The 14,174-nt window shown below is 30.1% G+C and carries 16 protein-coding genes; 6 read left to right on the plus strand and 10 right to left on the minus strand.

The annotated features are described in order from the left end of the window. Positions 1-52: 52 nt before the first annotated feature. From CLOPA_RS22425 to CLOPA_RS22450, 6 genes are all read right to left on the minus strand, one after another. Positions 53-598 (minus strand): GNAT family N-acetyltransferase, encoded by a 546-nt coding sequence (locus tag CLOPA_RS22425; protein ID WP_015617704.1) that lies wholly within the window; start codon positions 596-598, stop codon positions 53-55. A 140-nt stretch (positions 599-738) separates the two neighbouring features. Further along, positions 739-1,638 carry a GNAT family N-acetyltransferase gene (locus CLOPA_RS22430; protein ID WP_015617705.1) on the minus strand — a complete coding sequence of 300 codons (900 nt, stop codon included), beginning with the start codon at positions 1,636-1,638 and terminating at the stop codon, positions 739-741. A gap of 46 nt (positions 1,639-1,684) precedes the next feature. Beyond that, complete coding sequence (locus tag CLOPA_RS22435) at positions 1,685-2,257, minus strand: GNAT family N-acetyltransferase (RefSeq protein ID WP_242834245.1); 573 nt, start codon at positions 2,255-2,257, stop codon at positions 1,685-1,687. 113 nt (positions 2,258-2,370) lie between these two features. Beyond that, positions 2,371-2,664 (minus strand): CD3324 family protein, encoded by a 294-nt coding sequence (locus CLOPA_RS22440; protein ID WP_015617707.1) that lies wholly within the window; start codon positions 2,662-2,664, stop codon positions 2,371-2,373. 369 nt (positions 2,665-3,033) lie between these two features. Next, positions 3,034-3,867, minus strand: coding sequence for an alpha/beta fold hydrolase (locus CLOPA_RS22445; protein ID WP_015617708.1), 834 nt, complete (start codon positions 3,865-3,867; stop codon positions 3,034-3,036). Between the two features lie 129 nt (positions 3,868-3,996). Then, a complete protein-coding gene (locus CLOPA_RS22450) occupies positions 3,997-4,419 on the minus strand; it encodes a MarR family winged helix-turn-helix transcriptional regulator (protein WP_015617709.1) in 423 nt (140 codons plus the stop codon). A gap of 572 nt (positions 4,420-4,991) precedes the next feature. Here CLOPA_RS22450 and CLOPA_RS22455 point away from each other — a divergent pair. From CLOPA_RS22455 to CLOPA_RS26330, 4 genes are all read left to right on the plus strand, one after another. Then, positions 4,992-5,879 carry a GNAT family N-acetyltransferase gene (locus tag CLOPA_RS22455; protein WP_015617710.1) on the plus strand — a complete coding sequence of 296 codons (888 nt, stop codon included), beginning with the start codon at positions 4,992-4,994 and terminating at the stop codon, positions 5,877-5,879. A gap of 125 nt (positions 5,880-6,004) precedes the next feature. Next, positions 6,005-6,295 carry a hypothetical protein gene (locus tag CLOPA_RS22460; RefSeq protein WP_041711059.1) on the plus strand — a complete coding sequence of 97 codons (291 nt, stop codon included), beginning with the start codon at positions 6,005-6,007 and terminating at the stop codon, positions 6,293-6,295. Positions 6,296-6,512: 217 nt separating this feature from the next. Further along, positions 6,513-7,022 (plus strand): helix-turn-helix domain-containing protein, encoded by a 510-nt coding sequence (locus CLOPA_RS26325; protein ID WP_051115610.1) that lies wholly within the window; start codon positions 6,513-6,515, stop codon positions 7,020-7,022. Further along, positions 6,940-7,596: an IS630 family transposase gene (locus CLOPA_RS26330; protein WP_051115680.1), complete on the plus strand. Its 657-nt coding sequence runs from the start codon at positions 6,940-6,942 to the stop codon at positions 7,594-7,596. The genes CLOPA_RS26325 and CLOPA_RS26330 overlap by 83 nt, the downstream gene beginning before the upstream one ends. A 32-nt stretch (positions 7,597-7,628) precedes the next feature. Here CLOPA_RS26330 and CLOPA_RS22470 read toward each other — a convergent pair whose 3' ends face one another. The 4 genes from CLOPA_RS22470 to CLOPA_RS26695 all read right to left on the minus strand — a co-directional run bounded on the left by CLOPA_RS22470 (position 7,629) and on the right by CLOPA_RS26695 (position 11,264). Beyond that, complete coding sequence (locus CLOPA_RS22470) at positions 7,629-8,423, minus strand: ABC transporter permease (protein WP_015617712.1); 795 nt, start codon at positions 8,421-8,423, stop codon at positions 7,629-7,631. Further along, on the minus strand, positions 8,423-9,217 hold the full coding sequence (locus tag CLOPA_RS22475; protein ID WP_015617713.1) for an ABC transporter permease: 795 nt from the start codon (positions 9,215-9,217) through the stop codon (positions 8,423-8,425). Before CLOPA_RS22475 ends, CLOPA_RS22470 begins: the two co-directional genes overlap by 1 nt. Positions 9,218-9,220: 3 nt before the next feature. Further along, complete coding sequence (locus tag CLOPA_RS22480) at positions 9,221-10,201, minus strand: ABC transporter ATP-binding protein (RefSeq protein ID WP_015617714.1); 981 nt, start codon at positions 10,199-10,201, stop codon at positions 9,221-9,223. Between the two features lie 715 nt (positions 10,202-10,916). Beyond that, positions 10,917-11,264: an aldo/keto reductase gene (locus CLOPA_RS26695; protein WP_347460087.1), complete on the minus strand. Its 348-nt coding sequence runs from the start codon at positions 11,262-11,264 to the stop codon at positions 10,917-10,919. Between the two features lie 110 nt (positions 11,265-11,374). Here CLOPA_RS26695 and CLOPA_RS22490 point away from each other — a divergent pair, with 110 nt between their 5' ends. Both CLOPA_RS22490 and CLOPA_RS22495 read left to right on the plus strand, forming a co-directional pair. Continuing rightward, a complete protein-coding gene (locus CLOPA_RS22490; RefSeq protein ID WP_015617715.1) occupies positions 11,375-12,592 on the plus strand; it encodes a MerR family transcriptional regulator in 1,218 nt (405 codons plus the stop codon). A gap of 139 nt (positions 12,593-12,731) precedes the next feature. Then, positions 12,732-13,988, plus strand: a complete 1,257-nt coding sequence (locus CLOPA_RS22495; RefSeq protein ID WP_015617716.1) for an MFS transporter — start codon at positions 12,732-12,734, stop codon at positions 13,986-13,988. Positions 13,989-14,174 lie beyond the last annotated feature (186 nt).

A 14,174-nucleotide genomic window follows, 5' to 3' on the forward strand; every position in this document is an offset into this window, starting at 1 on the left:
AGCTGGAGTTTCCTCAATCAGATAAGAAGTTGCGTAATAAATATGCTAATGGTTATGCTAAATTTCTGTATCTTCTATAGTAGAAATAACTATCACTTTCCATATTGGGTTGTTTATGTCCAATTGGTGTCCGTTTTTCAAATAGTTCAAAACCGCATTTCTCTGCAAGGTGACAAGAAGGAATATTTGCACAATCAATGGTCAATATAAGATACTTTATATCTGACACATTGAAGCACCAATCCACTAAAGCATTTACAGCTTCTTTTGTGTATCCCTTCCTCTGATATTTTTCCGACATAAAATAGGCTACTTCAACTTCGTTTACTGTATCTTCAAGCCCCATGCCTACCATTCCAATCATCTCATCTGTATCAGGTAAGGCAATTGCATATCTTTTATTCTCATAAACATCTGTTGAATTTTTTTGAGTTTGGTGCCAATCAATATATCCCCAAAAGGCTTGTGGCGAATCATTATTTTCTGCCCAATCAGGCATAAATCGAAAAATGTTTTTCTCTCTTACAATCCGATAAAGGTTTTCTGCATCTTTTCGCTCAAAATCTCGAATTATTATACGCTCTGTTTCTATTCTCATATTGTTCCTCTCCCCTGCTTATATAATAATCTTTGCTTCATAATATTTTACTCTTGTTCACTAGTCCATAAATAAATTTAGTGAGTTCTATACAAATCTTCTGATATAAATTTTTTATTGACTACCAAGAATAATGCTCATTATGCGTGAGACAATATAGGAAACATTAATTTATTATCTCGGAATAAGTCTGATTTATCCTTCATGACAAATAAAGTTGTATTATCCTCTTGCAATAAATTTACATAATAGCCATCTACATCATTAGGTGTAAATCCTAAAACTACTGTTTTTATTTCTTTATTTGTAAGTGACTTAATAATATTATCTAAATCAACCTCTGATAGCGAAAATATATCCTGAAGGTATAATGTATCACCTTTAAATTCGGCAATTACAATCACATCCTGTTCTCTTAAGTAGTAAACTTTATCCCTCATGAATGAAGTACAATAAAACATTATCAATCCCACATTTTTCAGCATTGTTAGCCTTGATATTGAAATTGAATTAGCAACTCTTTCCTCAACCAACTCTCTGTTATTATCTAAAGGCACATCTAACTTTTCTGCAACTATAACTTCATTATCCTTTGTAATTGTTTTAGAATATTTATATTCATTCGCAGCTGTAAAACCGAATTTAGGATAAAAATTTAATACACTATTATTAGCAAATAAATATATCATGTCACATTTATTCTTCCATTCTTCTATGACCTTTTTCATAAGATACCTAGCTAGTCCCTGATTTCGGTATGCAGAATCAGTCATTACCGTTCCTATTTGTATATATCTTTTAGATTCTCCTAAAACCAAACAATCAACAATGCTAGCCGAAACGTTGGCGACAATATTTTCGCCCTCCAGTAGTGAATACGGCTTATAGCCGCTTCCCCAATATCCACCTTGGTACCACTGTTCAAAATCAAATCCATATGTTTTTTGTGTTAATGCATTATAGCTATTTCTAAGCAATGTGTTGTCCTTAAATTCCTTTATAAAAGTATATTTGTTACAATTAATCAATACTTCTTCCATTGCCGTCATCCTCTCAAAATCTTTTTCAGGTAGTCTTCACCTCTATTTATATACTGTGTTTTATATACTCATCTTTTGTAAGTGAAAAAAATGGTTCTCCGTTATAAAAGTCTAGCTCCTCAGGAAGCCCTTCTACCATATATCGGTATTTAAGTCCCATATTCTCAATAACTTTTTTGGATGCAATATTTTCGAGTTTGCAAAGAGCTGCAATTTCATTTAGACCTATAGTATTAAAACTATATTCAAGCAAAGCTACAGTTGCTTCTTTGGCGTACCCTTTTCCCCAATGGTCCCTTCCTATCAAATAGTAGATTTCCTTATAGTGAGGCAAGCAATTACTTACACCTACACCGCACCATCCAATATGAGCGCCACTTTCCTTTAACGTAATATTGAAGGAGTATTTAAAATCTTCATCAAATCCTTTATTGTATGAATCAATTAACCAATTAAATAATCCCTTATATTCTTCAAAGGACATAACATCCATATCCAAATATTTAAATAGTTCCTTATCTTGCATTAATCGGAAACAATCAATTAAGTCATCTTCCATATATGGTCTAATAATTAACCTGCTTGTTTCAATTTTCATATTTTTTATCCCGTCCATCATTTTTCCTCCTGTTATAACCAGCCTTAACTCTATTCAAATGATATCATCCGATATATCAGTGCATCAACCTACACCATTTTTCTGAAATAAAAATGCGCCATTAAGCTTCTACCTTATGGCGCATTTACTTGTTGCTTTTCTCTTTTTATTTTCAAAATAATTCTTTGGATACTTTTTGTGGATAAATAATACATTTCAGATAGAACTTTCGTTGATACGCCCTTTTTGTATTTCTCATAAATTTCTGCATTTCTTGCATTAGTTTCTTTTTTGATTTTGGTTATTTCTCCCCAAGACCTCTTGTTACACTCTTTTCTTGGAATATAAATGTATTCACCTTCAATGTATTTCTGAATTAAATCCAACAATTCTCCTGGCAACACATCTGTTGCTTTAATATAGCTCATAATGCCCTCCTAAATATAAGTATTATCTTAGGATTAAGCAAAGGCTATTTCATATTATTAACCATTAATTATTATGCTATAGCCCTTGCTAAGCATAAATAACATATCTTCTCATAAAAACTATACCCCTTTCTTATCTGAAACTATATAAGTTTTCCAAACGCATCCCATAAAAGTAATAACTACTTTGAAATTTATTTAACTTATATATACAATTGTAGTATATCCTGATAATAAGTGTCTATCAATTTCTAGTTATTTATTGTACTAGACTAACCCTACTAGATTTTTATTGTAAACAAGCAGTTATAGTTATTATTAAAAGCAACCCATAATTCATGTACATGTCACCTAAAGTCTTGAAAGGGTCTATATTCTTTTCAAAAATTCATCAAAATATTTGTAAAATTCTTCTGTGTTTCCCAAATGAACATTGTGATCAGGATTTGACATTTCATGTGCAATGCAATCTTGGATTAGAGATTGCATTTTTATAAATTCTTCGTCTGGTATTGCTTCGTGGCTTTTTGATCTGATTAACAGTACTAGACACTTTATGTTTGGTAATAGATGAAACCAATCTTCCTTATGTGCAATGCCAATAGCCATAGCCTTAGGACTGAACATCATCTGATATCCTTCTACAGTTTCCACCAAGCTATTCATAAAATATTGATATTCTAAATTTGAATCCGCAGCTTGTTTAATAAAATTCATTGCTTCATTTAGTGTTGCAAATGGTAAGGGCCAATCTTTTGTCAAAGGATCACTGAGTTGACTTTTATCCAACGGTAACTTGCTTGGCTCTGCAGGTCCTGCTGCAGAGTTGTCAAGTATGGCTACTGCTTTTACGTACTCAGGATATACCGCTGCTAAATATCCAGCTACTGCTCCACCCATGGAATGACCTACTAAAATGACTGAATCTATCTTTAAAAAATTTAATAGTTCAATGATATCCCCAGCCATTTCTTCAGTGGTATATTCCGCTATAGGTTTACTACTCAATCCGTGTCCTCTTTGATCTGGTGCGATAATTCTGTATTGCTTTCCATAGTGCTCAATAAAATCAAACCAGGTTTCTGCCCTTCCCCATCTTCCATGAAGGCAAAGAATAGCTGGCCCTTCGTTTTTTGTATCAAAATAAAACATGTCAATACTCTTCAACTTAGCAATATTTCTGTGAATTTTTATTTTTTCCATATTATCTCTCCTCTATTTATCTTAATTCAATTCTGCTAAATGTAATCCTGTTTAGCATATCTAGTCTTATAACAAAATACTTTGCTATGACATCAAATAGTTTTATGTCAAACTATTTCATTAAAAAAATTAAAAATTATTTTTTATTTTTGTTAAAGTTTTAAGCAAATCCTCCTTTTCATTTTGTGAAATGTCTTTGTACACGATAGACAATAATTCCTGTGATATTGCATTAAACATAGGCTTTAACTCTTTACCTTTTTCAGTTAAAGTCACAAACACTACACGATTATCCTCAATATCTCTTGTTTTCTCAACATATCCTTGCTTTATTAATTTATCTACAAGTGCAGTTACTGTTGACTTATCTTTATCTATCTTCTCTGCAAGTTCCTTCATTGTTAGTTTTTCAATTTTTAGAAGTGAAACAAGTATGTCACCGTGAGATGGTACAAGCCCTTTTATTCCCCAGTTATCCATTTCATTTGTAATAAACCTATTTGCACTTTCTCTTACTTTTGAAATTAACGATATTATATCTTTTGTTTCCATATTTTAATTATAGTTTTATATCAAACTATTGTCAAATAATTCTTTATAAATATCCTTTTATACAATGATAATAATGGGATTGTTATTATCAAAACCGGTTTTGGTTACATACGCAGTTATATATGGTAGTAGCATAATTACTATAAAAAGTCTACTTCATTTATGGTACAGTTCTCCGTAATGGGCATAACGAAAATCTTTTTCAGCTTATTAATTGACATAAATTTCTTGTAATGATATAATTTTACCCATAAAAAGATCTGTTGTAAAATACAATATGTTCTTATGAAAGGAGAAATGTTATATGATAGCTAATGTAAAGGTGATTGCTTCATAAAACTAAATATGGGCGAAAATGTGATTTCAAGGGTTGTTGTATCCTTTGTTTGTGTTTCCGCAATTATCGATAACCTTTCATAATATACTGACTATTAAGGACAAGTAACACTAAAGGTGTTCCTGTTTTTTATGCCCGCAGATAGTGACCAGTTTTGAGGTTGCTTTCTGCGGTATTTTTCTGCCCATTTTTAGAGACTAGAAATATTTAAATAACAGAAAAAGGAGATTTTAAAATGTCTGAAAAAGTATTAAATCAAGCTATTTGTTTAAAGAAATATATATCAGAAAAGGAGTATAAAGAAATAAGTCAACTTGAGAAACTTTGCAGTTCAAAGGACAAAACCAATCTAAAGTTAGAGTTAGATTATAAGCTAAATATGCGTAGAAATTCTGAAATAGGATTAAAAAACATTAATGAATTTCTTTATTATATAGATGAGGTTTTGGTGGCCTACCTTGGTATTTCAAGCTTTGGAAGTAATATAGGTGAAATCAATGGAATAACTCACCTGGATTGGAGAAGAAAAGGGTTATTTAAAAAGCTCCTTGAACTTGCAATAGAGGAGTGCCAGAATAGAGGGTTTAATAAGCTACTACTATTATCAGATGGTGAATCCCGCTCAGGAGTTGAGTTTATAAAGGCTTTTGGAGGGAAATATGACTTTTCAGAGTATAGAATGAAGTTGCTTAGCAAAGCTTCTTCAGAAAGCATAAATTCTATTAGTTTAAGAAAAGCAGAGAAGTTTGACTGGAAGGAAATAGCAAGACAGAATGCACTATTTTTTAATGATGCAGAAGAAAGTGAGAGTTTTCCAGAGGAAGAGGAAATCGTAAACCAGGTCACATATATGGTTGAATTAAAGAAAGAAATTATAGGGAAAATTAGAGTGGAATACAGTGATAATTCAGCTTTTATATGTGGTTTTGGAATATTGCCTGATTTCAGAGGTAAAGGCTATGGAAAATCAGCACTAAAGGAAGCTTTACGCTTAATAAATGGAAAAAATATATATAATATAGAATTGGATGTGGAATGCAAAAACAATACTGCACTAAATTTATATAAAGCTTGTGGTTTTGAGGAAAAGTCTGTAATGAATTATTATAAGTATAGTATTTAATACTTCAATCTTACTCAATTTGTAATAGTATACTGGGAATTGGCCGTAACTATTATATCTGGGCCATTGCTGTTTTTACAGGAAATTGTTTAGTTCCATTTTTAACAGCTAATGTAGAATATATAATGAGAACAAAAATTCCAATAGAAATGCAAGGAAGAGTTTTTTCTGCGAGAAATACTTTACAATACTTCTCTATACCTGTTGGTTACATCCTGGGTGGTCTTTTAACTGATAAACTACTGGAGCCATTTATGAAAAAGCCCTCTGCTCCCCAACAATTTTTTTCTTATATTGTTGGTAATGGAACAGGTGCAGGCAGTGGCTTAATATATATCAAGGACTTACTTTATCGCAGTAAGTCCCATTTTATTAAGTTTATATCAACAAGATTGATTATAGTTGCATTAATCTAAACTTCAAGTCTTATAATGCTTATACTTAAAAAGTCTGCGTCATTTATGATAGGGTTCACCGTAACGGGTATAACGTAGACTTTTAAGAGAGACACAATATGAATGCCTCTCTACATTTTCAACTATAGATATCGAATATCATAAATAAAGGTTTATGAATTTTTTATATAAAAGTTCAAATACTATAAGTAATAAATATAGTATTGGAGTGAAATATATGGCAATGCATTTAGTAGAAGTTAAAACTTTACACGGATATACAATAAATGAATTAAATGAAATAATTAATAGTTCAAAGAGTAAGTACACCAAATCTCTTTTAAGTGCTGTCATAATGAGATATAACGGAATTCATACTGATGATATTATGAAAACTATTTGCAGAACACGTGCATCTATAACTACTTATATTCATAAATGGAATGAATATGGTATAGATTCAATTATAGATAATCGTGGTGGTTCTGAAAGTAGTTTTACAGATGAAATGCTTCAGGATTTAAAGGACGTAGTCCTAAGTAAATCACCTGAAACCTTCGGTTTTATGCGTTCCAGCTGGACAACAGCCCTATTGACTCAATATATTAAAGAAAAATATGGCAAGTCTTATTCTGCAGAATGGATAAGACAACTACTAATAAGTCTTGGTTTTTCTTTTAAAAGAGGTCAATATAAACCAACTAAAGGAGATCCTTATTTGCAAGCTATCTTTAAAAAAAATAGCTGACTTACTACCTATCATTGAGAACACAGAGGACTCCGTCCTATATGTTGAAGATGAAACAGGAATAAGGATAGAATCTGTTAATCGCAGAAGTTGGAGCCCGGTAGGGCAATCCCCTATAGTTGAAAGTAATAACACACACGCAGGTTTCAACATTATTGGTGCTACAGAAATATCTAAGAACTATAATACTTTAATCAATATATATCCAGCAAAGCATTCCATTACTTCTATAGAAATGCTTGAGTTTTTAAAGCAACTTCTTGAGCAAAACAAAGGTAAGAAGATATTTTTAATATGGGACAATTACAATATCCATAAAGCAAAAAATATCGAAGAATTTGCACAGCTGCATAACGAAGAATTGTTTCTGATTAATTTACCACCATATTCTCCTATGCTAAACCCACAAGAAAACGTATGGAAATGGCTTAAAGATACATGTTTTCAGTGTAAAGCTCGAGAATCTATTGATAAATTTAAAGAATTTATCGAAAAACTATTTCTTCATTGTAGTTCAGATAAAATGCATTCTATTATAAAACCTCTTGTTAATGCCAAAAGTTACTATAAATAATTTATTATTGAACTTGGATATCTATATATGAACTAACTACTTGCACTTGAGTATCTTTTTAAACCTCGTTTCCATATTAGCCTTCTTAACAATGTAAATACTATACACACACTTATAGATATGATCCATCCTGTTATATTCATTGTTCCTGTAAAAAATTCTGTTGGAATAGTTGCAATTAGACCATAAGGTAAAATGAAATAAAATATTACTTTACCTATGCCTCTATACATTATTCCAGGAACTCTAAAACTAAAGTTCACTAATTCATTTTCTAAATTATTAATGTTATCTACTTTAGTAAACCAAAAAGAACAGCATCTTAGTAATACCATTAGATTATACATGATTATATACATAATAAATAATAATACAATATATCCGAGTATTTTCATTGCACTTATTTCTATGCCAAGTTTTACAGTTCCATATGCAACCATTATTATGCCCGGAACTACAATGGGTATAGAACCAATATTTATATTTTCAAAGGAAATTAAAAATAATGTATTTACAGGCTTAGTTATATAAATATCTAATTCACCATTTCTTATTTTTTCACTGATACTGAGAACACCAAAGAAATAAGTTGCCATATATAATCCGTCTAAAATTGTAAAAGTTCCTATAAAAATAATCATATGAAATTTATTCCATCCATTTACAGTATCAACATTTAAAAAAATGGCTGTGAAGGCTAGCATTTGAATAACAAAAAATGTACCATCTACAAAAAGTGTTGTTAAAAAATTAAAAGAATATACCATTTCTCTGCTAAGTCTTAATTTAAGTAAATAAATAAAAATCCTGCTATATTTCTTTATCATTAGATACCAACTCCTTCGTATCTTTTTCTAAGTTCTTTATATGTTATTTTAATAGTTACAAGCATAAATAAATTCCAACATATTAATATAGTTATAGCTGATAATACACTTTGCTTATCTCCAGTTACAATAATGGCAGCTGGGTAGTAGTATATATAATAGAATGGGAATAACTTCATACTGCTTTGTACCCATATTGGAAATAATGATAAAGGTATAAATGTTCCTGTAATAAATTCAAAAATGTTATTTTTTATAATATTCAATGCTCCAATATCATAAAATTTAAAACTAAGTATTCCTATAAAATAGTTTAAAAGCATTAAGAATATTAGCCCTAAGATATTTATGCATAACGCCGCTAAAGCTATGGGCAAGCTAGTATTAAAGCTTAGATATTTTTTGAAAATCAAAGCAAAAACAGTTGTAACAGCACCACTTATACAAAATGTAAATACTGTTTTAGCACAAGTAGAAGAAATAAAATACCATAATGGCTTTACTGGTTGCACTAGATATTTGCTGAATTTGCCCTGCCTAATTTCATTGGATAACTGATTCACTATAGATTCTGACATATCTAGTTTGCTTAAGAATGAAATAACAATATAATAGGTTATCATCATATTAAATGAAAATCCTGCTATTGTATCCTTACTCTTAAACAATGCACTCCAAAGTATGAAGCTAAGAATTATTCTACAGACTGATAATAAAATTCCTATTATTACATCAAATCTATATGCAAGTTCAGCTTTAAAAGTTATTTTTGCTATTTCAAAATATTTTTTCATATTTTAAAGCTCCTTTGCTTTGTAGATTTTTTCAATTATTTCACCAATTTCTTCATCTTCTATACTTATATCTTCAATATCACAATTATCCATTATAACTTTGATAGCAAATTTAACCTCTTCTTTTTTAATTTTAAATACCCATTTGAAATTATGCTTTTCAATCCACTTAACCTCTAAATCCAATTCTTTCTGAGCTATATTTTCAAAAGATATTGAAATAGTTCTATAAACTTGATATCTCTCCATAATAGAATTCAAACTACCATCATAAATTTTCGAACCATTTCTAACTACCACAGCTCTATTACATAAATATTTAATATCCTCCATGTAATGGCTTGTTAGTATAATTGTTATTCCTTTTTCTTTATTAATCTCTTTTAAAAATTGCCTAATCTGCTTTTGCGCAATTACATCTAATCCAATAGTAGGCTCGTCTAAAAAAAGTATACTTGGATTGTGTATTAATGCTAGAATTAGTTCCATCTTCATCCTTTCACCTAGGGATAAATTTCTTACCTGGATTTTTAATAAATTTTCTACATCTAATAGATTTACTAAAAATGAAAGAATTTCTTTATATTGATTATCTGGAATATTATATAACTCTTTATTTAATAGGAATGAATCTACTGCTGGCAAATCCCACCACAGTTGACTTTTCTGCCCCATTACAACTGAATAGATCTTCTTAAATTCATCCTTAAGCTCATAAGGTTTAAATCCAAATACTGATATTTCTCCATTAGAAGGTTGAATAATTCCTGTTAGCATTTTTATTAAGGTGGTCTTCCCTGCTCCATTTTGCCCTATTAATCCAATAAATTCACCTTTCTCAATTTCTAAATGAAAGTTAGTTATTGCTTCTTTTTCAATCACTTTCTTTTTTATTAATGATTTAATGCTTCCCTTTAATCCCTCTTCTTTTTCAAAAGTAGTATAAGTCTTGGTTAAATTTTTTATAATAATTTTTTCGTCCACTCTTTTATTCCTCCATATCTTTCTTTTTGATATAGTTGGAAATTTTCGAGATTTAACTTAGTAACTTTATATTGAAATATATTCTTAAATAACAAAAAAACTGTAAGCAAACAAAAACTGTTCACTTACAGTCAAAAAATCCTCCATAAAAATATTCTATAGCTATAATCTTATTTATTCATCAAACAGATATGATTCATAGTATTATAGTATAAAAAAACCGTGACATAGCACGGCAATAAATCACATTTACTTTAGGAGTACGTGAACCATGTTTTACTAAGCATTAGTCTCAAAATTCCAACATAAAATACACCTAAATAAATAGAAAATTTTGAAATTCTTAAGACATATATTAAATTACTTAGATAAAACAATATAACTCACTAAAACACTCCCTTTCATCAAAAATATACATTCATCATACTACATATTGAAATGTTTGTAAATATGATTAATTAATAAAAAATTTGTTTACAATTCAATTTTTTGGTTAACAAATTATCCAAGATTATCCATTTACAAAATTATCAAAGTGTTTTAAAACAAGTAATAGGATTTGAACCTGCGACTTCAAGAATCCCTTTTTTGTAGAATTGTTTTCTAATATTTTCTATTAATAGTTATACATCCACTTAGGATTACTTAGTGATCAATGGTTGTCATAATCCAATCGGGGTAACGATTCCCAGAGACCTTACCCAGTGCCAAAGCGTTATCGAGAACCTTCCACCGCCTCACGGATATGCTGAGGTTTGCTAGCTCTTTCAGTGCCCACCTGCTTTCCATCTTTGAATTTAAAGCCAAATTTTGTGGCGATTATCACCTGATCTCGTCGACCCTTGAACGCTCTTCCAAGTAACTCCTCGTTTGTGAGAGGACCATAGCCCTGAGCTGTGTCAAAGAAGTTACATCCTAATTCAGTGGCACGATGTAGTGTGTCAATGGACTCTCTCTCATCTGCAGGACCATAAGATTGACTCATGCCCATACAGCCAAGGCCTATTGCTGAAACTTCAAGTCCTTGACTTCCAAGTTTACGTTTGTTTAAAATTATAAATATTCTCCTCCTATTGGTACCTTAGTGATTGATTTACTTTTCATTTGGAATTGATTAACCACTTATGATATAATTATTTATTATTAAAACTTGTTATTTATTGAGGTGACAATATGAAAATTGGTAAATTTGTTGAAGTTAATAATATAACAATAGATACTGTGCGGCATTATGTGGATTTGGGCTTAATAATACCTGAAAAACAGGGTGGACAATATGACTTTGATGCTAGATGTCAAAGAGATTTAGAAGATGTACTATCTCTTAAAGGGATGGGGTTTTCATTAAGCGAAATTAAGTCACTTCTTATGTTTAAAAGATTGGCTAAGCTCACTCAATATCAGGAAGATGAATGTTTTAGAACGCTTTTTATAAATAAAAATAAGCAACTAGAAAGTCAAATGAAATACCTTAGTGAAATGAAGCAAAGGCTTGAAACGAAATTAAGTGAGCTTTCAGAAATAGAAATCAGAAATAAGTTTGTTATAGGCATAGACTTTAGAGCACTGAATCTTTTAAAATGTTTAAAATGTGGAAAGGATTTAGAACTTCGTGAGGGAAGTATAACAAATAATCAAATTATAAATGGAAAATTGGTATGCACTTGTAGTGAAGAATATCTAATTGAAGCTGGAATATTAAAGGTTACTAATGTGGAAATAAATTATGATATTAAGTTTAACTTTAATTATATTATGGATTATATAAGTGCTACTGATATAGATTATCTTGATAATATTTATCGCGGAATGGATTGGATATATAAAAAAATAGATTTTATTAATTTCAAAAATAAGGTACTACTTGAATTAGGCTCAGGAATGGGATTCTTTTTAAGAAGTATTTATCAAAACCTACCTGATGATTCAATATATATTGCAGTTGACCATGATATAAATAGACACATATTCTTAAAAAATATATTGGAAGCTGCAAATTGTAAAAAGAACATTCTATTCATTTGTTCAGACTTTCAGCAGATTCCAATAAAGGATAAATGTATAGATATACTTCTAGATATTTCTGGAACAAGTAATTACAGTTTTGATAATGAAGAGTTTCTATTAGAACTAGTAGATAATTATATAAAGGATAGTGCCAATATAGTAGGCACCTACATTTTATTTGAAAATTTTGCATCAAACAGCTTAATAGAAGATAAATACAGAAAAAATTTTATGCTAAATAATGTTAAGAAACAGATTTCAAATCTTAACTACAATATATTTGAAGAAAATATATCAAACCATATTGAAAAAGGCGGAAAGTATGAAAGTTATTTTATAGATGGCGAAAAAGTATATTCATATTTAATTCTTGGAAAAAGGTAGGGTCAACCCTATCTTTTACTTATTTTATCATAAATTTTTTTTAATTTACCTATTGTTCTGGTGATAAGGCCATGACTTACAATTTAATTAGGGCATCTTGAAAAAAATAAACTGATGCCTAAAGGAAAGTGAGTTTAAAATGTTAGAATCAATCTTATCATTAAAGAATCTTCCAAAGAATAAAGAGCTATCAAATGCAATTTTATTTTCAATAGCAAGCTGCATATCTCTATTTGGAACGTCTATTTACAATTTTGCCATTGGGCTATATGTCTTAAAGCTCACTGGTTCAGGCTTAAGCTTTGCCACAACTCTAATACTAAGCATTTTATCTACTGTACTTGTAAACCCATTTGCAGGTGTACTTGCTGATAGGCTTGATAAGAAGCTTCTTGCTATAATTACAGATATACTAAACAGTCTTATACTGATAGGTCTATATCTATTAACTATGGGTTATGCTTTAAATCTATCAATGATCTATGTAAGTATCTTTCTCCTAAATGTATTTACTACTGTTTATGGAATAAGTCTTGAAGCAGCAAAGCCAAATCTAGTGTCAGAAAAAAGCCTTATTTCTATGAATTCCATAAATAAAGTGATTGACTCCTCCTCTTCCATATTGGGCCCAATGGTTGGTGGGATAGTCTTTGCCTTCTTAGATATACGCTTCTTTATTTTCATTAATGGTTTTTCTTTTGCCATATCCGCATTACTTCAGCTGTTCATGGATTTTAAGTTCAACTATAATGGTAATAGTAAAAAGAAAGAAAAGATTAATTTTTTTACAGATATAATTAGCGGTATTATCTATCTAAAAGCTAGGAAAAATATTTTAAATATGTTTGGAATTTTTATTGCATTGAATTTTTTCATTGGCCTTTCAATAACTGTTCCAATGCCATATATAATAAATAATGTTTTGAAATTAAACACTAAATTCTTTGGAATAATAGAGGCGTCTTTTCCTGTAGGAATGATTTTAGGTGCCCTTATGATTAAAAGAACTATGGGGAAATATTCATACAAAAAAATCATAAAATTAACCAGCATCTTATTATCAGCTTGTATGATAGCAATAGGTTTTTCAGTTATACTGCACTATCAAGTGTATAATGAGACCGTTTATTTAATATATTTCATCTTAATCATGATATTAGCAGGCGTAGCCATATCCTCCATGGACATACCGATTTTTTATATACTGCAGCAAACTATTTCAGATGACTTTAGAGGAAGAGTACTCAGCATAGGGATAAGCATAGGAAAAATAATCCTACCTGTTGCACTAATCATAGCAGGAGTTCTGATAAATCTCATACCACCATATATTTTACCAATAATAAGCGGTATAGGGCTTTGTATTTTTAGTATGTTCTATATTAAAATTGATTAGTTATTTTTTAGTTAAAGTTAAAGACTCTGTTAGACAAAACACAGAGCCTTTTTTAAGAAAAGTCTACGTCATTTATGTTACGGTTCACCGTACCAGGTATAACGTAGACTTTTGCTAATTAAATGACATTTTTTAACTAATAGAAATAAAGCCCTAGGAAGTTCCCAGAGCTGCTTTACTTATTAT

Source organism: Clostridium pasteurianum BC1 (assembly GCF_000389635.1).
Lineage (GTDB): Bacteria > Bacillota > Clostridia > Clostridiales > Clostridiaceae > Clostridium_I > Clostridium_I pasteurianum_A.

Coding starts and splice junctions, on each gene's coding strand:
- CLOPA_RS22455 (WP_015617710.1), top strand. CDS start 4,992: ATGTCTGAAAAAGTATTAAATCAAGCTATTTGTTTAAAGAAATATATA.
- CLOPA_RS22460 (WP_041711059.1), top strand. CDS start 6,005: ATGAGAACAAAAATTCCAATAGAAATGCAAGGAAGAGTTTTTTCTGCG.
- CLOPA_RS22450 (WP_015617709.1), bottom strand. CDS start 4,419: ATGGAAACAAAAGATATAATATCGTTAATTTCAAAAGTAAGAGAAAGT.
- CLOPA_RS22435 (WP_242834245.1), bottom strand. CDS start 2,257: ATGATGGACGGGATAAAAAATATGAAAATTGAAACAAGCAGGTTAATT.
- CLOPA_RS22495 (WP_015617716.1), top strand. CDS start 12,732: ATGTTAGAATCAATCTTATCATTAAAGAATCTTCCAAAGAATAAAGAG.
- CLOPA_RS22430 (WP_015617705.1), bottom strand. CDS start 1,638: ATGGAAGAAGTATTGATTAATTGTAACAAATATACTTTTATAAAGGAA.
- CLOPA_RS22425 (WP_015617704.1), bottom strand. CDS start 598: ATGAGAATAGAAACAGAGCGTATAATAATTCGAGATTTTGAGCGAAAA.
- CLOPA_RS22470 (WP_015617712.1), bottom strand. CDS start 8,423: ATGATAAAGAAATATAGCAGGATTTTTATTTATTTACTTAAATTAAGA.
- CLOPA_RS22490 (WP_015617715.1), top strand. CDS start 11,375: ATGAAAATTGGTAAATTTGTTGAAGTTAATAATATAACAATAGATACT.
- CLOPA_RS22475 (WP_015617713.1), bottom strand. CDS start 9,217: ATGAAAAAATATTTTGAAATAGCAAAAATAACTTTTAAAGCTGAACTT.
- CLOPA_RS22440 (WP_015617707.1), bottom strand. CDS start 2,664: ATGAGCTATATTAAAGCAACAGATGTGTTGCCAGGAGAATTGTTGGAT.
- CLOPA_RS22445 (WP_015617708.1), bottom strand. CDS start 3,867: ATGGAAAAAATAAAAATTCACAGAAATATTGCTAAGTTGAAGAGTATT.
- CLOPA_RS26325 (WP_051115610.1), top strand. CDS start 6,513: ATGGCAATGCATTTAGTAGAAGTTAAAACTTTACACGGATATACAATA.